Annotated in this window: 14 protein-coding genes; 7 read left to right on the top strand and 7 right to left on the bottom strand. The window is 66.2% G+C overall.

All coding sequences use genetic code 11. The features are described 5' to 3' along the window. Nucleotides 1–13 precede the first annotated feature (13 nt). On the bottom strand, nucleotides 14–385 hold the full coding sequence (locus VFC51_02110; protein HZT05796.1) for a hypothetical protein: 372 nt from the start codon (nucleotides 383–385) through the stop codon (nucleotides 14–16). Nucleotides 386–561: 176 nt separating this feature from the next. Here VFC51_02110 and VFC51_02105 point away from each other — a divergent pair, with 176 nt between their 5' ends. Genes VFC51_02105 through VFC51_02095 form a run of 3 tightly spaced genes read left to right on the top strand, consistent with a single transcriptional unit; the run spans nucleotide 562 to nucleotide 7,858 of the window. Beyond that, nucleotides 562–2,742, top strand: a complete 2,181-nt coding sequence (locus VFC51_02105) for a glycogen debranching N-terminal domain-containing protein (GenBank protein ID HZT05795.1) — start codon at nucleotides 562–564, stop codon at nucleotides 2,740–2,742. After that, the gene (gene cobO / locus VFC51_02100; GenBank protein HZT05794.1) at nucleotides 2,739–3,368 is read left to right on the top strand and encodes a cob(I)yrinic acid a,c-diamide adenosyltransferase; all 630 of its coding nucleotides are present in this window, start codon (nucleotides 2,739–2,741) and stop codon (nucleotides 3,366–3,368) included. The genes VFC51_02105 and cobO overlap by 4 nt, the downstream gene beginning before the upstream one ends. After that, a complete protein-coding gene (locus VFC51_02095) occupies nucleotides 3,365–7,858 on the top strand; it encodes a cobaltochelatase subunit CobN (protein ID HZT05793.1) in 4,494 nt (1,497 codons plus the stop codon). Before cobO ends, VFC51_02095 begins: the two co-directional genes overlap by 4 nt. A gap of 22 nt (nucleotides 7,859–7,880) precedes the next feature. Here the strand turns inward: VFC51_02095 and VFC51_02090 are convergent, their stop codons facing one another. The 4 genes from VFC51_02090 to VFC51_02075 all read right to left on the bottom strand — a co-directional run bounded on the left by VFC51_02090 (nucleotide 7,881) and on the right by VFC51_02075 (nucleotide 12,594). Continuing rightward, a complete protein-coding gene (locus VFC51_02090; GenBank protein ID HZT05792.1) occupies nucleotides 7,881–8,417 on the bottom strand; it encodes a carboxymuconolactone decarboxylase family protein in 537 nt (178 codons plus the stop codon). Nucleotides 8,418–8,448: 31 nt separating this feature from the next. Further along, entirely contained in the window at nucleotides 8,449–9,456 is a 1,008-nt protein-coding gene (locus VFC51_02085) for a protocatechuate 3,4-dioxygenase (GenBank protein ID HZT05791.1), read from the bottom strand. 90 nt (nucleotides 9,457–9,546) lie between these two features. Then, entirely contained in the window at nucleotides 9,547–10,815 is a 1,269-nt protein-coding gene (locus tag VFC51_02080) for a Rieske 2Fe-2S domain-containing protein (GenBank protein HZT05790.1), read from the bottom strand. A 72-nt stretch (nucleotides 10,816–10,887) separates the two neighbouring features. Beyond that, complete coding sequence (locus VFC51_02075; GenBank protein HZT05789.1) at nucleotides 10,888–12,594, bottom strand: ABC transporter substrate-binding protein; 1,707 nt, start codon at nucleotides 12,592–12,594, stop codon at nucleotides 10,888–10,890. 832 nt (nucleotides 12,595–13,426) lie between these two features. Between VFC51_02075 and VFC51_02070 the strand changes: the two genes are divergently transcribed. Further along, the gene (locus tag VFC51_02070; GenBank protein HZT05788.1) at nucleotides 13,427–13,813 is read left to right on the top strand and encodes a multicopper oxidase domain-containing protein; all 387 of its coding nucleotides are present in this window, start codon (nucleotides 13,427–13,429) and stop codon (nucleotides 13,811–13,813) included. 82 nt (nucleotides 13,814–13,895) lie between these two features. Here the strand turns inward: VFC51_02070 and VFC51_02065 are convergent, their stop codons facing one another. Then, a complete protein-coding gene (locus VFC51_02065; GenBank protein ID HZT05787.1) occupies nucleotides 13,896–14,771 on the bottom strand; it encodes an arylamine N-acetyltransferase in 876 nt (291 codons plus the stop codon). A gap of 201 nt (nucleotides 14,772–14,972) precedes the next feature. Between VFC51_02065 and VFC51_02060 the strand changes: the two genes are divergently transcribed. After that, nucleotides 14,973–15,608, top strand: coding sequence for a cation transporter (locus VFC51_02060; protein ID HZT05786.1), 636 nt, complete (start codon nucleotides 14,973–14,975; stop codon nucleotides 15,606–15,608). A gap of 396 nt (nucleotides 15,609–16,004) precedes the next feature. Here the strand turns inward: VFC51_02060 and VFC51_02055 are convergent, their stop codons facing one another. Continuing rightward, the gene (locus VFC51_02055) at nucleotides 16,005–16,919 is read right to left on the bottom strand and encodes a cupin domain-containing protein (GenBank protein HZT05785.1); all 915 of its coding nucleotides are present in this window, start codon (nucleotides 16,917–16,919) and stop codon (nucleotides 16,005–16,007) included. A gap of 455 nt (nucleotides 16,920–17,374) precedes the next feature. Between VFC51_02055 and VFC51_02050 the strand changes: the two genes are divergently transcribed. Continuing rightward, nucleotides 17,375–18,052 carry a hypothetical protein gene (locus VFC51_02050; protein HZT05784.1) on the top strand — a complete coding sequence of 226 codons (678 nt, stop codon included), beginning with the start codon at nucleotides 17,375–17,377 and terminating at the stop codon, nucleotides 18,050–18,052. Then, on the top strand, nucleotides 18,049–18,518 hold a 470-nt coding region (locus tag VFC51_02045; GenBank protein HZT05783.1), incomplete at its 3' end, for a copper resistance CopC family protein. The genes VFC51_02050 and VFC51_02045, both read left to right, overlap by 4 nt.

Here is an 18,518-nt window from a genome sequence, read left to right as displayed (position 1 = left end):
CGGCGCCGCCCAGTCACCACTCGCGGCTGCGGCCGTCGTCGATGCACGCGCCGGGCGTCATCACCATGCGGAGGAAGTTCTCGCCCACCGGTGGACTTACGAGATGGGACAGCCAGTGCTCGCGGTGCCCCTCGGGAATGCCAAGGGCGGTGGAGATCGAAAGATGGATCAATGCATCGTCCGGACTGATCCCGAAATTCAGCATCCAGCCGCCTGGCCCGCGTAGGCGCCCGGCGCTGTCGGTCCGGAGGATCCGACAGTCCGGATCCCCCCGGTATCGATCGAGAACCGTGCTCCGAAACCAAACGGGGAGGAGGTCGTACTTGCCGGCGTCAATCGCCCGCTTGACGAGCTCGCGATAGTTCGGACTTTCCGTAGCCTGCATGGGCATCCTTTCACCGGAGTTCGAATACCGGGGGCTTTGCGATTCTACCGCGTGACCGTTTTCTGCTTCATTCTCCGACAGTGTAGTATCCAGCGTTCGCGCGACGCGCGTGGGTCGTGCGTCAGGGCGAACCCGCGAGGCTTACCGCCCCGTTTCGGCGCCGAAAGGGCATAGGCATGCCGATCGAGATCAAAGTCGGAACCACCGGGCTGACGATCAGCCAGGACCGCACGTTCATGGTGACCGACGAACGCGGCGAGATCGAGCCCGCCAGCGAGCAGGGTGTCTTCGCCGGGGACACGCGGTTCGTCAGCTTCTACAAGCTGTACATCAACGAGGAGCGCTGGAATCTCCTCACGTCGAGCCCCGTGAGCTACTACGCCGCTCGTCTGCACTTTGCCAACCCACCGATCTCAACGGAAGATGGCGAGATCGGAACCAACCAGGTGGGACTGACGGTGACCCGGACGGTTGGCGATGGAATCCACGAGGATCTCGATCTCGTCAGCTTCGCCGACCACCAGGTCCGCTTCCAGCTTCAGGTGGCGTTACTCTCGGACTTCGCGGACCTCTTCGAGGTCAAAGGACACCGATTTGTTCGCCGTGGCCGCACCACGACGCGCTGGTACCCCAGTCGGGCGCAGCTGGTCACGTCGTACAGCAATCGCGACTTTCACCGGCGTTTCATCTACCGGCTGTTGAACTGCGATTCAGAGCCCGACTACGCGAATGGGCGGGTCGTATTCGAGGTTACGTTATCGCCAGGGGAATCATGGCACGCGTGCGCGCACTACGTCCTGGTAGAGGGCGGCAGAGCGCGCCAACCGCTCTATACCTGCCACGCGATCGCGAACACGGGCGACACCGCGATGGACCGGCTCCAAACTGACTGGCGGGCGATGGCAACGCGGTTGAATTCCAGCAACGAGCACGTGTATCGCGCCTACACTCAGTCCGTCGAGGACATGGGCGCCCTGAGACTCTATGACGAGGATTTTGCGCCGGACGTGTGGCTCCCGGCGGCCGGCGTCCCGTGGTTCGTGACGATTTTCGGCCGGGACACGCTGATTGTCAGCATGCAGAATATGCTGATCTATCCCGCCCTGGCACGCGGAGCCCTGGCGAAGCTCGCCGAATACCAGGCGACAGAGTTCGACGACTGGCGCGACGCCGAGCCCGGGAAGATTCCCCATGAGCTGAGGGTCGGCGAGCTGGCCCACTTCCACAAAATCCCTCACACCCCCTACTACGGGACGGCCGACGCCACCATCCTCTATCTCATCGTGCTGCACGAGGCGTGGAAGTGGATCGGGGACACTGCGCTGCTTCGTGAGCACCGGCAGACCGCGCTGCGCTGCCTCGAATGGATCGATCACTGCGGGGACGTCGACGGCGATGGATTCCAGGAATACCGCTCGCGCTCGCCGCAAGGATATGAAGACGTGGGATGGAAGGACGCGGGCGACGCCATCGTCTACCCGGACGGGCGAATGGTCAGGCAGCCGAAAGCCCTCTGCGAGCTCCAGGGATATGTGTTCGACGCCAAGCGGCGCATGGCCGAGGTCTTCGACGTGCTGGGCGAGCCGAAGCGGGCCGAGCGGCTCAGGGCGGACGCCGCCGAGCTCAAGCGGCGATTCGACCAGGCGTTCTGGTGTGAGGACATCGGCTTCTACGCATTCTGCCTAGACCCGGAGAAGCAGCCCGTGAAGACCATCGCGTCCAACGCCGGCCATTGTCTCTGGAGCGGAATCGCACTGCCCGAGCGCGCCGAGCGCGTCGTGCGCCGACTCATGCAGGACGACATGTTCAGCGGATGGGGAATCCGCACGCTGACGTCCCTCAACCCCTCCTACAACCCTTTTTCGTATCAGCGTGGGTCGGTCTGGCCTCACGACAACGGAATCATTGCGCTGGGATTCAAGCGCTATGGATTCTCGGAGGAGGCGAACCGGGTCGCCCGCGACATCTTCGAGGCCGCGCGCTACCATGCCAGCTATCGACTGCCCGAGCTGTATAGCGGGCTTCCACGACGGACGACCAGCTACCCGGTCCAATACGCCGGAGCGAACATCCCGCAGGCCTGGGCGGCGGGGTCTATTTTTCACCTGGTCCAGGCGATCCTCGGGCTGCGAGGAGACGCGCCGGCCGGCAAGCTCTACGTCGCTCCAACGCTGCCGCGCTGGCTTCCCGACCTCGAGCTGTGCGGGTTGCGGATCGGACAAGCGCGGGTGAGCCTGCGATTCTGGCGTGAGGAGGACGTCAGCCGCTGGGAAGTCATCGAGCAGGACGGCCCCATCGAGATCGTAGAACAGGCGTGGGCGCCCGAAGCCCCCGCGACGACGGGGGCGCCGGGATGAGCCCCGAGATCGGCGCGCGCCCGGATGCGCCTCTCGACGACCTCTCGGACACCGGCCGCGCCCGAAAACGGGAAGAGCAAGCGGCCGTCCGGGCGCATCCGAATCGTCGCGCGAAAGGGCTCGTGCTCGTCAATACGGGGAATGGCAAGGGAAAGACCACGGCCGCCTTGGGCGTCCTCCTCCGCGCGTGGGGGCGCGGGATGCCGGTCGTCATGCTCCAATTCATCAAGGCGAAGACGGCGAATTGGGGCGAGATTCGGGCTGCGCGCAAGATGGGCGTCGAGATCATCCCCCTCGGCGACGGCTTCACCTGGACCAGCAAAGACATCGATCGCGATCGCGCGCTGGCGCAGGAGTGCTGGCGCCAGTGCCGCGAGCGCATCGAGAGCGGGCAGTACGATATCGTCATCATGGACGAGATGACGTACTGCTTCAAATTCGGCTGGCTCGACGTCCAGGAAGTCATCGGCGTGCTCCGGACTAGACCAGAGGGCCAGCACGTGATCATCACCGGCCGGGACGCGCCGCCAGAGCTGATCGAATTTGCCGATCTGGTGACGGAGATGCGCGAGATCAAGCATCCATACCAGTCTGGGATCAAAGCGCAACCGGGGATCGAGTTTTGACCCAGCGCCGCATCGTGCGGAATCTGGTCACCCGGTCGGATGGCAAGCTCGTCAACGTCGCGCGCAAGCGCGGTCAGCTCTTCGTTTGCGCCATGGGGTGCTGCTGCGGCGACACGGTCCACGGCGCGGCGCCGGTCCCCACCGACCTGTACCACGCCGAGTGGGAGCGGCGACGCCTCCGGCCGCACGTGCACCTCTCCATCGGTGGCTGCCTGGGGCCCTGCACCCTGGCGAACGTCGTCATGCTGCTGTTCGACGGTCGGCCTATCTGGTTTCAGTCGTTCAATAGCGAGCGGCTGGTTCTGGATCTCTACGACTACATCGAGAGCATGGTCGCCGCGCAGGCCTATCTGCCCCCCCCGCCGGAGCTGGCCCATCTTCAGTTCAACGCCTTCGGCTGGGACGCCGATGGCCACGCGCACCCCATGGTGGCGTCGCACGCGGCGGGCGACGGCCCCGGCGGGTTTGTCTTCCTGACGCACGCGGACACCGACCTTCTCGCCTTGTCGCGGGTCGTCCCGTCCCTCGGACCCGAGTTCCCCGCGGTTCGCGGGTTCAACATCGCCCATCTGAAGGATGAAGCAGACGCGCGAGCGTTCGTGGATGCCGTGGTGCCGGGCGCCGACGTGGTCATCCTTCGGCTGCTGGGTGGGAGATCGAGCTTCCGGGGCGGATTCGAGCGCGTGGTGGAGCGGGCCGGCGAGGACGACCAATGGCTGGTTTGCCTTCCCGGAACCAGTACGCTCGATCCGGAGCTGACGGCCGCCTCGAACGTCGGCGCCCCCGTCGCACACGAAGCGCTGGCGTATCTCCAGCTCGGCGGGCTGAAGAACGCGGAGCACATGCTCCGCTTCCTCAGCGATCACCTGTTGACCACGGGCTTTGGCTATGACCCGCCGGAGCCACAGCCACGCCACGGCGTCTATTACCGGTCGCCGGACGAAGACGGCGGGACACCCGGCGCTCCCGTGGTCGGAATCCTCTTCTATCGATCCCACGCCCTGTCTGGAAACACCGAGTTCGTCGATGCGCTGATTGGCGAGGTTGAGCGGCGGGGCGCCCGCGCCATCGCCGTTTTCACCTCCTCACTCCAGGATGACGGAGACGAGACGGATGAGGAGGTCGGGCGCGTCCCAGCCGCGCTCCGCTACTTCTTGGAAGACGGGCGCGCATCCATCGACGTTCTCCTGACGACGACGAGCTTCGCCGCTGGCGTTGCGGATCACACGGCGAGCGCGGCGGACCCATTCGCGACGCTCGGCGCGCCGGTGGTACAGGCCGTCGCCGCCTCGACCTGGCGCGACCAGTGGGAGGATTCGACGCGCGGCCTCTCCCCGGTCGACACGGCCATGAACGTGGCTATCCCGGAGCTAGACGGACGGATCATCGGCCCGCCGGTGAGCTTCAAAGTGCATCCACCGACCCTCAGCGGCGGGGCGATTGAGTCACCAGGTCAGCTCTACGGGCCCAATCACGACGGCGTCGTGCGCGCGGTCGGCTTCGCTTTGCGGATCGCGGCGCTCCGGCGCAAGCCGAGGAAGGAAAAGCGGATCGCCGTGATCATCACGAACGCCAACGCCAAAGCATCGCGCGTTGGCGCCGCGGTGGGGCTCGACACGCCCGCCTCGGTCCTCCGGATCCTCGAAGCGATGCGGCAGGCGGGCTATTCGGTGGGCGAGCTTCCGGAATCGGGCGATGCCCTGTTGCACCAGCTCATCGAGCGGGGGTCGTACGATCGCGAGGTGCTCACCGCGGACCAGCTCCGCCATATGCCGGTTCACGTGGCCGCGGCGACGCACGCGCGCTGGATCGCCGAACTACCCGAAAATCGCCGGGCCGAGACGACTGACCAGTGGGGGCCACCGCCGGGCGCGTATTACGTCGACGGCGAGCGCATTGCCCTCGCGGGCCTCGTCTGCGGAAACGTCTTTGTGGCGATCCAGCCTCCTCGAGGGTACGGCATGGATCCGTCCGCCATTTATCACGCGCCGGACCTCCCCCCGCCGCATCCCTATCTCGCGCTCTATCGATGGCTGAGCGAGTCCATCGACAACGGCGGATGGGGCGCAGATGCGATGGTCCACGTGGGCAAGCACGGTACCCTCGAATGGCTTCCGGGGAAGAGCGTCGGGCTCTCCAGCGCGTGCTACCCGGACCTCATGCTCGGCGACCTGCCGCTCGTCTATCCCTTCATCATCAACAACCCAGGTGAGGGGGCGCAGGCGAAGCGGCGCGCCCACGCGGTGCTCGTGGACCATCTCACGCCGCCGATGACGACGGCGGAAGGATACGGCGAGGTCGAGGAGCTGAGCCGTCTCGTCGACGAGTACTACCAGCTCGAGCAGCTCGACCCCGAAAAGCTGCCGCTCCTTCAGCAGCAGATCTGGGATCTCATCAAGCGCGCGCGGCTCGATTCGGATCTGGCGCTGCTGCTGAATCGGGACTCCGCCACCCACACGCACCCCTGGGACCCGCAGGCCCACGAGGACGGCGTGCCCTATACCATCTCCGACATGGGCGCCCGGGACTTCGCCCACCTCATCGAAAACGTCAACGGCTACCTGTGTGAATTGACGAGCGCGCAGATTCGCGACGGACTTCACACCCTCGGTCAGCCGCCGGCGGGCGCGCAGCTCATCGATACCCTCCTCGCCTTGGTGCGTTTGCCCAACGCAGGGGTCCCGAGCTTGCGCGACGGAGTCGCCCGGTGGTTCGGGCTCGACCTCGCGCACGTCCTCAGCGACCTGGGCGCCCGAGTCGCGTGGCCCCGCCCCGAATCGTCGCAACCTGGCCCCGCGACGGACCCAGGCGACCTCGAGCAGCGTCGACGCGGCGATGGAAGCCCGTCTCCCATTGCCGATCTCGAGGCAGCTGTCGGGCGGGCCCTTCCCACGAATGCGGACGTGCTCGAAGCGATCGATCTGATCGGGCGACGGCTCCTCGAGGCGCTTGCCGCGGCTGAGTTCAACCCCGGCGCCATCGAGCCCACGATGCACGCTTCGCTTGGTGGCGTCATGCGCGCGCGTCCCCAGGCCCTCGGCGGCGACGAGGCTCGCGGGGCGGATAGCGCCGCGGCGTCCATCGCGACGACGCTGCGCTTCGCGTGCGAAACGCTCGTGCCCAATCTCCGACGGACGGATGAGGAGATCGAGAACCTTCTTCGTGCTCTGGAGGGCGAGCATGTGCCCCCGGGGCCCAGCGGCGCGCCAACCCGGGGCATGGCGCACGTCCTGCCAACGGGCCGAAATTTCTTCACGGTGGACCCGCGCAGCTTGCCGAGCCTCGCCGCGTGGACCGTCGGGAGCCAGCTCGCCGACGAGCTGCTCCGTCGCCATCTGGACGAGGAGGGACGATACCCGGAGTCGGTCGGCATCTCGGTCTGGGGGACGAGTCTGATGCGCACCCACGGCGACGACGTCGCGGAGGTCATGGCGCTCATCGGGGTACGGCCGCGCTGGCAGCCCGAGAGTCGCCACCTGGTCGGCTTCGACGTGATTCCCCTCGATGAGCTGGGGCGCCCCCGCATCGACGTCGTCTGCCGGATCTCGGGCTTCTTCCGGGACGCGTTCCCCGATCTGATCGCGCTCCTGGATCGGGCGTTCCGCACGGTTGCCGCGCTGGACGAGCCGGTCGAACAGAATGCCGTCCGAAGGCACGTCCTGGCGCAGACGGAACGTCTGGTGGGCGGCGGCGCCAGCCCGGAGGAGGCGGCGCGCCGGGCCGCGTACCGCGTCTTCGGATCACCTCCGGGGGCCTATGGAGCGGGCATCCTTCCGTTGATCGACGAGCGCAACTGGCAGACAGACGCGGACCTCGCCGAGGTCTACGTGAACTGGGGCGGGTTCGCGTATGGAGTCGACGTGGACGGGGTGGACGCGCGGGCCGAGTTCCGCGCCTCCCTTGCATCGGTCGACGCCGCCGTGAAGAACCAGGACAACCGGGAGCACGACATCTTCGACTCCGACGACTATTTCCAGTACCACGGCGGCATGATCGCCGCCATCCGCGCGGTGTCGGGCGTGAACCCGCGTCGGTATTTCGGGGATAGCGCCGACCCCCAGCGCCCGCGCGTCCGCGACCTTCGCGAGGAGTCGGCGCGCGTCTTCCGGACGCGAGTCGCGAATCCGAAGTGGATCGCGTCGATGAGGCGACATGGCTACAAGGGCGCGCTCGAGCTGGCCGCGACGGTCGACTATCTCTTCGGTTACGATGCGACGGCCGGCGTCGTCGCCGACTGGATGTACGCGCGCGTCGCCCAGGCGTACGCGCTGGACGGCGAGACGCAGCGGTTCTTGCGGGACGCGAACCCGTGGGCGCTCCGGGACATCGCGGCGCGCCTGCTCGAGGCGATGGACCGGCGTCTTTGGCGCGACCCGTCCCCCGATCTCCGCGACGCGCTCCAGGCGGCCTATCTCGCCGCGGAATCCGACGTGGAGGCCCGATCGAGCGCTGGGCGGGGCGTGTCACCCACTCCCGTCGCGAAGACGTGACGCGTCGCGCGTCGGTGCGCGCCTAAAAGGTCGGGCTCTCCTCGGGGATCTCGAAGGCCTGGATCACAAAGCCGATGAGGCTGTACTGGCCCATCAGCGTGACCAGCTCGATGAGCTGGCGCTGGCCCAGCGCCTTCAGCGCCTGGTCGAACTGCTCTTTCGGAAGCGACTTCGTCCGGCTCAGGGTCCGGACGGTGTCGACGATCACCCGCTCTCGCGGCGTTAGCGCGTCCGTCGGCCCCTGCTGGCGGAGGACCTCGACCGCCTCCTTCCGCGTGCCGGCGTTCTGCGCGCGAACTTCATGGCGAGCCCATGCGAACCGGGCGCCCATCTCTCGGACGGTGGCGAGAATGATGAGCTCGCGGTCGGGCGCCGGCAGCTCCGCCTGGTTTCGAAAGTACTCCTCGATTCGATCGACGCGATCCGCCAGTGTCGGGATGTTCATGAGGATCGACGAGGGCCCGCGCATGCCGCCGGTTCGGGCAGCGGCGATGCGGTCCCAAATCGCCTGGGCATCCGCGTTCAGCGAATCGCGGGTTGGAGCGGGCAAGCGGCTCACGACTCCTCCACCAAAACTCAATTGCGGCGCGTTAGACCCAGCGGGCGAAGCCCATGGCGCAGCCCGTGCCGGCCAGGGACCGGTAGCAGGGCACGTAGTCGATCAGCTCCATGTTGAGGTCCGTCTCCTCCAGCGCCCCGGCCACCACGATCCAATTTCGAATCTCGGACGTGCCGGAGTTGAAGTACTCGACGGGAAAACTCGTGAGGGAATCGCCGTCCTTCGCCTTCAGCGCGGCGACGATATTCTGGTCCAAGTCCTCTTCGATGACGAAGTGACTGAGCCCGCCGGAGGCGATTAGCGCGACGGTCGCGTCCTCCTCCCAAGACTCAATGGCGCGCCGCAGGGCCTTGCCGAGCGCGTAGCACCGTTTCAGCGTCGGCTGGTTGGGTGGGTAGTAGGTGTTGAGGAAAATGGGAACGTTGGGGATGACCTCGTCCTTCATCAGACGCCGATACACGTAGCTGAAGGCGTGGCCGACGCCGTGATCGCCGTGCTTCCCGCCGGGCAGGCGGCGCGAGTGAGCCGGGTCGAAATGCTCCTCGATGAGACAGTCGATAATGTGGCGCCCGAGAGCCGGCTGGCAGGGATTCGCCGTGCGCTGGGCGGGATAGCGGCTCAGCTCGGGGCGCGAGGCGCCGTATTCGCCGCCGATCCGGTTCGGGGGCGGCGGAACCGTGTCAATCGTCTCTCCCCAGTACACGCAGAGCGCGGGCATGTTGTCCTCGAGGAAGCATTCTTCCTGATCGTCGCCCAGGATGACCGCGACGTCCGGGTTCACCTCCTCCAGCGTGCGCGCCAAGACCTCGATGCTTTGCTGGCACGTGTTGAATCGATGCTGCGCCGTTTCCGGCGAAAGCTCCTGTTCGAAGTGGCTGGCCGCGCGCTCTTCCACCAGCTCGTCGAACCGATACGTCTTGCCGTGGAACCACAACGCGGGGTTGTTCTTGTCCGCCTCGGCGCGCCGCCACCACTCCTCCGGCGGCAGAGCGAGCTGCGGAGCATGGGAGCTGCCAATGCCTAAGACGACCTTTGCCATAGCCTAACCTCCGGAGGCGGCGGCGCCGCCCATGTGCTCGCATTCTACACGCCCTTGGCGCCCACTGCTCGCGACGGCGGCCCGCGCATCTCACGCGCCAACAATCGCGGAGGACTTGCCCTCACGCGTGCTCGCAAGGGCGCGCAGGGTCGATTCGTCCCGCCAGTAGTTGTGCCAATCGAGAGAGCTGGGCAGCACCACGTCGTTGCGCACGAAGATGTCGAAGTCGGCGGCTGCCGCGGGGTCCCGGATCACGTGGGGCGGGTCTCGCCCTTCCTCCACGTCGCGCACAGCGGCGAGCATGCGGCGGCGCATGGCGATGATCGCCTGGTCCGTGTAGCCCAGGTGCTCCTGCGTCCGATCGAAGATCGGCCCTTCGCCCTCGGTCGCGCAGGTGTCGTGCAGGACGAAGTTCTTGCCGAGACCGCTGAACGCCCATGTCTTCATGGATTCCCGGTCCTGAAGATAGCGATTCGCGCGGTTTCGCATCATGTGGTAGGTGTCGTCCACCTCCGTCTGCCCCCAGCGCCCGCGCGCGAGCGGCGTGCCGCGATTGAACCGGATCCCGTAGCGCCAGTGGTGCGTGTCGTCGATGGGCACGTGCCAGTTGACGCTGTACCCCTCGCTGTCGCCGGCGACGGCGCTGAAGTTTGGAAACACGAAGTTCGTGACGCGGACGTACGTGCGCTCGTCGTCAACCCGGCGCACCGCGTAGATCCGCACGCCGAAATTCGTGTCCTCCGTCTCGATGTACGGCGCGGTGACGCGCCGGTTCAGCGTCTGGTTCACGTCGCCGGGCACCGACAGGCGGTGGAGGAACGAGAGGTGCTGCGGGTCCACGTTCCCCTCGTTGCCCTGAAGATAGTTGCAATCCTGGAACACCTTGCTAGACGTGTAGAAGCCATCTGGCGCGTTGAGGAACTCATAGGCAGGGAGGATTGGCGCCTCGCCCGGGCCAAGATAGGCAAGGATGATTCCCGCCTTCTCCACGCACGGATAGGCGCGATGACGAATCCGCTCGAAAAACGTCGAGCCCGCGGGTTCGCCTGGCTGATCGAGACATCGCCCCCCAACGTCGAAGAGCCACCCGTGGTAGATGCATCGGAGGCCTCCATCTTCCAGACGGCCGTAGCTGAGATCGGCGCCGCGGTGCGGACAATGGAGCGCAAGGAGCCCGATCCGGCCCTCAGAGCGAAACAGGACAAGGTCCTCCCCCAGCAATCGGATCGGCAGCGGCGCGCCGCCATCCGGTAGCTCTTCGGAAAGGGCCACTGGCTGCCAGTAGCGCCGAAGGAAATCGCCTCCGGGTGTGCCGGGACCCGTCCGCGTCAGGGCATCGTTCTCTTCTCGCGTCAGCATGGCTCCTCCCCAATCCGCGCGTGCGCCGCTGGGGACGCATCCATCGCGCACCCAGCGGCGCCCTGCTCAGCTTCAGTTCAAATCCCACTCTTGCGCATTCCACGCCACCGCGCCCTGGGACACGGGGGTGACGTGGCTGACTCTGCCGCTCACGAGCATCGGCTCTGCGTCGTAGAAGAGATCCATCCAGACGACCTGGTCGGTGATGTGATGCACGATGTCTCGGCCGATGTCCATTCGCTGGTCCCAGGGGATCGTGGTGAAGTACGCGTCGACCATCGCATCGAGCGCGGGGTTCATGTACCTGGAGTAGTTCCGGCCCAGGTAGTTGGTCTCGGCCACCCGCGACTGGCTGGCGTAAAGATATTTGAACGGCTCGGTGTCGCTGGGCTGGCGCTCCATGTCGAAACCGGGAAACGTCGCGCGCCAGGCGAGATCGCGCTGTCGCTGGGGTGGGATGACGACCGGGTCGACGGCGACCCCCGCCTTCTGCCAGAAGTCGGCCATGGCGTACATGATCTTCGTGTTGATGTCGGTCGAGACGGTTCGGATCTCGACGGTCACCTTTTCCCCATTTGCTCCGTGATACATCCCGTCCGGTCCCTTCGACAGGCCCAGCGACTCGAGTAGCTGAGCGCTCTGCCGCTGATCGAAGTCGTACCGGATCGCCGCGGACTGCAGCTCTTTGAATTCGGGCTCGCTGGGGTCGAGGAAGAAGTGGGCAACCGGTGACGTTGCGCCCGGAAGGAGTGTGTCCGACATCTGCTGGCGGTCCAACGCGTGGTACAAGGCGCGGCGGAACCGGACGTCGCTGATGAGGAACGGGCTGGCGTCCATGAACTGCGGGTGGGCCACGAAGCGCTGACGGTAGCGGATCTCCATCGAGCCCGACCAGTGCTCTTTCACCTGCAGCGCCTGTTCCAGCGACAGATTCCGCGCTCCGAGGTTCATGTCGACGGCGCCGGCCATCATATTCGCCGCGAAGGTGTTCGAATCCTCGACGAATCGCACCTCGATCTGGTCCAGCTTGGGCCTGCCAAGGACGTACTGATCAAACGCGGCGAGCAGCATGTGGCTGCCCTGCGCCCATTCCTGCAGCCTGAAGGGTCCGGAGCCGACGAACTCCTGGCTCCACGCCGGGCTGTCGGTGAATGAGGCTTTGTCGCGAAGATAGGCGGGCTCCAGGGCGTGCTGGGCCATGGGCAGCACCAGGTTCTGAGAAAACATCGCGTCCGCCTGAATGAACGGCTGCTTCCAGCGGAGCACGACAGTCCTGCTGTCCGGAGCGGACACCGACTCGATCAGATCGAACTGCGCGTCGCGAAACTCGGGCAGGTCCCCGTCCTGCACGACCCTTGTGGTGAACCGAAGATCATCGGACGTGACCGGGGACCCATCATGCCACGAGGCGCCGGCGCGCAATCGCCACGTGGTCTCCATATGGCCGTCCGGGAAGAGCTTCCACAATCCATTCTCCACGGTCGGCACCGCCTCGGCGAGCTGCGGGCGGAGGGCCCCGACGTTGTCGGTCACGGTCAGCCCGGCGTTCACGAGCTGCTCGACCTCGGCTCCACCCGGAACCGACGGAGAAGAATCGATCTTGATACTGAACGTCCGGGGCTCGCCACGGATCGCGATCGTCACCTTGCGCGGCTCTGCGCCAGAGCCAGCCGCCTGCCCGCCGCTTCGCGAGGTGTCACGGGAAGCCGGTCCGGCGCACGCCGTGAGTGCAAGAAGAATCGCGAAGAGGACAGGACCGGATCGGATGAGACCACCCATGCTTCCCTCGCGTGACGGGCTCCGCGGCCGTACTTCGTGCATTGTATCGGGCATCCGGCGGACGAGCGCAGAGCCCGACGCCCGCGAGCCTCGGGCCTTGACGCTTGATATTAGTCTGTGCTAAATAAGGGCGCTTCTATCGACTAATGATCTGGATTCGCACCGACTTGGAGGGTGGAATGGAGTTCTGGCAGCGCTCGACCGTTCGCTGGCTCTTCGTCGTGGGAGGGCTCGTGCCCATGCTGGCCATGGCGACGATTGCCGTGCGCGCGCGTGGGCTGGATCAGGCGCCGAAAACGATGAACCGCGAGTACTGGATTCAGTCCGAAAACGTCGATTGGAACATCGTACGCACGGGCAGAGACATGATGACCGGCGACCAATTCGACGCGAAGGACACGACCTTCAAGGCGATCGTGTACCGGGCTTATACGCCCAACTGGGCTTCGCCGTTGCCCGACGATCCGAACGTTATCGGCGACAACGACGGCATTCCAGGCCCGACGATTCGGGCCAACGTCGGCGACACGATCGTCGTTCATTTTCGGAACGAGGATACGTACTACGGTCGCGCACACAGCATTCATCCTCACGGGGTGCGCTACACGGCGGCGTTCGACGGCGCGTATTCGGACGCGGACCCCGACAAGCCCGGAACCGCCGTGCCGGTGGGTGGCTCCTTCACATACACGTGGAGCGCAAGTTCGGACTCTGCGGGAATCTGGCCTTATCACGATCACGCGGCAGAGGGTCTGGACAATCAGGCAAAGGGGATGTTCGGCGCCATCGAGATCGTCGGTCCCAGGATAGCCGCCCCGACAAAGAATTCATCATGTTTTTCACTGGAATGGACCGGGATGCAACGGGGCTCGGACGCGACTTCGACGTCATCAACGGGCGCGCGTACATGGGGAATGTGCCGACTCCGCGAACGACCGTTGGCGATCGCGTCCGCCTTCGCGTGCTGGCTCTGGGAACCGAATTTCACATGGTCCACCTCCACGGGCATCGGTGGCAGACGCCTGCGGGACCCGAGGACTCGTCTCTGCTCGGGCCAAGTGGGTCGCTCACCATCGACTTTGTCGAGGACGAGCCGGGAACGTGGATGTTCCACTGCCACGTGGCCGAGCACATGGAAAACGGCATGATGGGAGACTACGTCGCGTTGCCGCGGGGGCAGGCGCAAGGGGATCGTGCGCCCGCGCCGATGGAGATGTGAGTCTCGCGCCGCTCGCCCTGGCTCGGCCGGGCGATCGCCACGGATCCCGACCGCGTGCGGCCTAGAGCGCTCGGCCGATCCCTCAGTCTTCCGTCGCGGACCCGTCGCCGCTGGTCGCGGCCCATGGCGGAGGCGGCGTCGGCCGATCGGGTGGCAGGCGACTCACGATCTCCTCGCTCATCCCGATCTCGTCGATGAGGAGCCGCGCGCGCTCCTGCGGAGAGAGGGGCTGCTGCGTGACCGCGCCCGTCGCCGTGATGGTCACCCGCCGCCCAAGTCCCGCCCCGACGACGGCGTCGCGCCGATTCACGCGCGCGGAAAGCGCATAGTTGAAGAGGCTCCAGCTGCGTGTCGACTCGTGCATCCGTCGGAACTCGTCGGCCGACGCACCGAGGCGCTCGACTCGGCAGAAGATCCGTTCAGGGGCGGTCAAGGGGAGCCACGCCACGTTCCAGCGACCGTCGCGCAGCTCGCACCGCACGCCCCACGCAGGATGCGCGGTCGCGGTGGCCCCCGCCTCCTCGAGCCGGAGGGGCTCGCCATGGAGGATCGACGCATCCACGAGGTAGCGCGAGCCGTCCAGCTCGACCACGACGGTTCCATGGTTGGGTGGAGTATTGGGCGACCGCATCATCGTCGCGATGCCGCGCGTGGCGGCGAAGCCCAGGGTGTTGAGCAGCGCAAACAGCGCTCCGTTACCCGCCCAGCAAGTGCCTCCGGTCCCGTGCCGCAGCCAGCTATCGAAGAAGTCATTGGCGTCGTCCCCGGGAAATGGCCCGCCACATTCCTCGCCGAGGTGGATGAGCTTCTTTACGTTGTCAAACGGCACCCGCTGGCACCAGGCCCGGTACACGGCGCTCAATCCTTCCAGGTTCGGCGCCGGTTCCGTTGCGACGCCGAGCTTCAGCAGCACGCGCTCGACGATGTCGCGTGACAGCACGTCGGCGGGGCCGATCATGGCGCTTGCTCCACGGTCAGAGTACGGCAGGGCGTCCGGGGCCACTTCGTTTGCCTGGACCATAATACTCCGGTCTCGACGCCGCGCATGCAGGCCTTTCCGCAGCCCTCGGGGGCCGGGCGGGCGAAGTGCCGATCGCCGATCACCGTATCAGCCTCGTCGTCTACTATTCTCTCGGCGACCTGACCAAGGAGTGCGACCGTGTCCCACGTCCGAAAACCTCTCGTGGCCGCTGCCGCACTGAATACGGCGATCTTCGCTGTCGAAGGTATCGCTGGTCTTCACGGTCACAGCCTCAGCCTTGTCGCCGACGCCGCCCACAACTTTTCCGATGAGCTCGCCCTGGTCTGTCTGACCCTTGCCTACATTGTGCCCGTTGGCATGTCCCGCAACTTTCAACGGTCCGCGAATCTGCTCAACTCGGTGGGCCTCTTAGTGGTCTGCGCGATGATCGCCGGGCAGGCTTTCGATCGCGCGCTCAATCCCGCACCGGTCAGCGGGCTGCTCCCCATTGTGGTCGGCGTCTTGTCGGCAGCGGCCAACGGGGGTGTCGCCCACATGCTGGGCAGGGTGCGGCATATGAGCGCTGCCATCCGGCTCGCCTATCTCCATAACCTGGGCGACGTGTACGTCTCGATGGCGCCCGTGGCCGCTGGCATTCTCGTGATGGCATTCGGATGGAGCGTTGTCGATGCCTTCGTCGGGGCAGGACTGGCAGCCTGGATCGCCTGGGGTACCATCCAGGAAGTGCGAACGTCCGCGCAGACGCTCCTCTGGCCGGAGAACGCGGTCTGCCTCCACGAGCCGGACGACGTGGCCCATGCCGTGCCCGCCTAGAGCCTGTGTGACAGCCCGGGTGGCCAGAGCGAGGCGACGGAGCAGGCCCATGGCTCCATCGCCAAGTGCATCCACGCCTTGCTGCTCTCCGGGTACTCCGCGTAGCCGCGTAGTCCTTCGCGAGTCCCCGGGAACGGCCTAGCCACCCGAAGGCCCGTTCCAACACCCACCGGGCCAAGGCACGGATGATGAACCCGAGCGCATCGACGTGCAGATGCCGCTTGCGCGACATTCAGGCAATGCGCCCCGTCATGGCCTCGAGGCTCCTCTTTCGGCGGTCTTCACCGACTGGCGGGCGATCACCAAGCCGCACTGGCAAACGGCCGGCTTCAAGCGCGTAGCCGACGCCTCCACGAAAGGCGTGCCGCACGAAGCAGCGAGACTACCGTTAACCCATCACTCATCCCTGTCCTCGGCGTCTGCGCTGCCTGTTCCGCTTGGAAACGCCTGCGGCCTGCCACTTGCGATGAGATGGGTCGTGACGACTCGTGTCTGCTCCGTCGACCTGTTGGCGCTGGCGCGAATCTCGCCCGGTTGATTCCGGATCGCCTCGCCCGCAAGGACCGTCGTCGTCGCGCTTTTCATCGACGTAAGTTCCCCGTCCGTTACGAGGATCAGCTCAGCGCCGGGATGGAAGTGAGGTGGCATTTGGTCGCCGGGCGAAAACTCTGTCCAGCTCTGGTAGACGTCGATGTGGCCACTGACATTGAGGATTTCCATGCTGGCGGTGTACGGTACGGTCACGTCGGGTGCATCGGGACGGGAGCTCGGGATGGGAAGATTGACCGCGGCGGGGACACCTCTGGGCACCAGTCGGGTCTGGAGCCAGCGCGCCCGGACCGCTCCGTTGTTGCCTGCTTCCTGGCCTTCCCAGGCCGGTTCGATGAATGAGTCCCCCGGCCCATAGACCACCGGCTCCGCCTTCTGGCCGTCCACGATCGGGATGTTGGTGATCTCGCCCTCGAGGATGGTGATGAACGTGTGAGCCTCGAGGAGACTGTCGTCCGCGCGTGGCGGCTGATTCGAAGCCGGCGGTCGCGCGCTTGCCCTCCCATAATCCCGCGCCGCAGAATTCCTGAGGACGGATCTATTCGTGGAGATTTCGTGCGGAGGCTCGCGCGCGTTGCTGTTTCCGCCGAGTTTCGCCGTCGCGCTCTCCGGGGGGCGGTGGTGCCGATACTTCTGTTCCCCATTCTCGTCGTGGCGCTGGACCATCACGGCGCGGAGCGCATCCCAGGCCACGCGCACGCCGTGCCGGATGGCGAGCCGCTCCCCCCTCATCTCCACGGCTACCAGGTTCCCCACGTCCATCTGGCGACCGCCACCCCTGTTGCCTTGCCTGGTGCGCCAGCGATGGTGCCGGCGGTACCCCTGGCCATCCTGACACTGCTCACTACCCAGGCGCTGTCGGCTCCGCTGCCAAATCTCGCATCGGTGGTCCGGGCGCGCGGCGAGGGCATACAGCGCGACCGGCGCCGCCTCTTCAATCAGATTGACATCCGTCCACTAACTCCTCCGCCGCCGGCCTGATCGCGCGACGCGCCTCCCCCAACTGGGCCATGACCACGGCGCGGTTGGCGCGGATCGTCACGGCGGGGACTCTTCTCCCTCCGGGACGTCAAGAGCCGCACCGGGGCGGCTGGGGACAGGCCCCAGCTCCACCGGACGGTAAGGGCACGATCGAGAGATCTGACCCACCAGCACGTAAGAAGCGAGCTCCACGGGCCCCCCGACTGGGGCGCCGAGGGTCAAAATTGGAGGACATCGTGGAATTCCGCCCTTTGAGTTGCGCCGCGGCGGTCGCGGCAGTCGTCCTGACCATCGCGGAGGTCATACCTACGCCTGCTCTAGCCCACGAGCGACGAGCAGTCGGTCCCTATTCATTCATTGTTGGGTTCAACACGGAACCGGCCATCCAGGGCCAGCCGAACGGCGCCCAACTGACCGTCACGGTCCCCGGCGAGGAGAATCGACCGGTGGAGGGCTTGGCGGACTCGCTCCGAGCGACCGTCGCCTTCGGCGGCGGGCAGCCGAAAGAGTTGAAGCTCCGCCCCGTGTTTAGCCACCCGGGCCAGTACGTGGCCGACTTCATTCCGACGAGGAGCGGGACGTACATTTTCCATTTCACGGGCAATGTCGAGAGCGAGCCGATCGATGAGGAATTCGAATCCGGGCCAGGCCGCTTCAACGATGTACAGTCCGTGGAGGCCCTCCAGTTCCCGGACCAGATTCCCCTGGGGAATGACGTGGCGCGGAGCGCGCGTCAAGCCGCGGAAGCAGCGGCCGCGGCGCAGTCCGACGCCGGGGCCGCGCGCAGCCTCGCCGTCGTCGGCGTGGCTCTGGGAGCGACCGGCCTCGTCGTCGCGGCCGCTGCCGTGATAGGACTGCTCGCTCGGCGGCCCGCCCACGCGGCCCCCGTCGAGGGGAGCCCCGAACACTCATGACGTCGGACGGGCCGCTCGCTTATGGACGCGTCGCGCGGAGGCTCCGGGTATCGGCATGGCGAACTGCTCCCCTGTGGCTCGCGATCGGGCTGGCGCTTCTTTCCGCCCCGCGGGTAGCCGATGCGCACGCCGAGCTGATCCGGTCGGACCCGGCCGCCGACTCGATCCTCGAGGTGGCCCCAAGGCAGGTGGAGCTGTGGTTCTCTGAAGAGCCGGAGCCGCGTTTCAGCGAAATCCAGGTCCTTGACCGAACGCAGCGGCGGATGGACCGCAGGGACTTGAGACCTGACCCTTCGGACCGGCTCGGATTGATCGTCGGGGTCGGTGACCTCCCCCACGGCACCTTTACGGTGACGTGGAAGGCCCTGTCGGCAGTCGATGGGCACGTCACCCGCGGCGTCTTCGCCTTTACGGTTGGACTCGATCAAGTGCCGACTGCGCCGGTGCTGGCCAGCGCGGCCGAAGG

It is taken from the genome of Chloroflexota bacterium (assembly GCA_035652535.1).
Classification (GTDB): domain Bacteria; phylum Chloroflexota; class UBA6077; order UBA6077; family SHYK01; genus DASRDP01.
Note: the sequence above shows the minus strand (reverse complement) of the source record. Positions and strands in the feature narration are given on the sequence as shown.

Bases quoted from the DNA above. Each gene is read 5' to 3' on its own strand.
- VFC51_02085 (HZT05791.1), bottom strand. From the start codon at position 9,456: ATGGCAAAGGTCGTCTTAGGCATTGGCAGCTCCCATGCTCCGCAGCTC.
- cobO (HZT05794.1), top strand. From the start codon at position 2,739: ATGAGCCCCGAGATCGGCGCGCGCCCGGATGCGCCTCTCGACGACCTC.
- VFC51_02080 (HZT05790.1), bottom strand. From the start codon at position 10,815: ATGCTGACGCGAGAAGAGAACGATGCCCTGACGCGGACGGGTCCCGGC.
- VFC51_02070 (HZT05788.1), top strand. From the start codon at position 13,427: ATGTTTTTCACTGGAATGGACCGGGATGCAACGGGGCTCGGACGCGAC.
- VFC51_02105 (HZT05795.1), top strand. From the start codon at position 562: ATGCCGATCGAGATCAAAGTCGGAACCACCGGGCTGACGATCAGCCAG.
- VFC51_02110 (HZT05796.1), bottom strand. From the start codon at position 385: ATGCAGGCTACGGAAAGTCCGAACTATCGCGAGCTCGTCAAGCGGGCG.
- VFC51_02075 (HZT05789.1), bottom strand. From the start codon at position 12,594: ATGGGTGGTCTCATCCGATCCGGTCCTGTCCTCTTCGCGATTCTTCTT.
- VFC51_02065 (HZT05787.1), bottom strand. From the start codon at position 14,771: ATGATCGGCCCCGCCGACGTGCTGTCACGCGACATCGTCGAGCGCGTG.
- VFC51_02055 (HZT05785.1), bottom strand. From the start codon at position 16,919: ATGGACGTGGGGAACCTGGTAGCCGTGGAGATGAGGGGGGAGCGGCTC.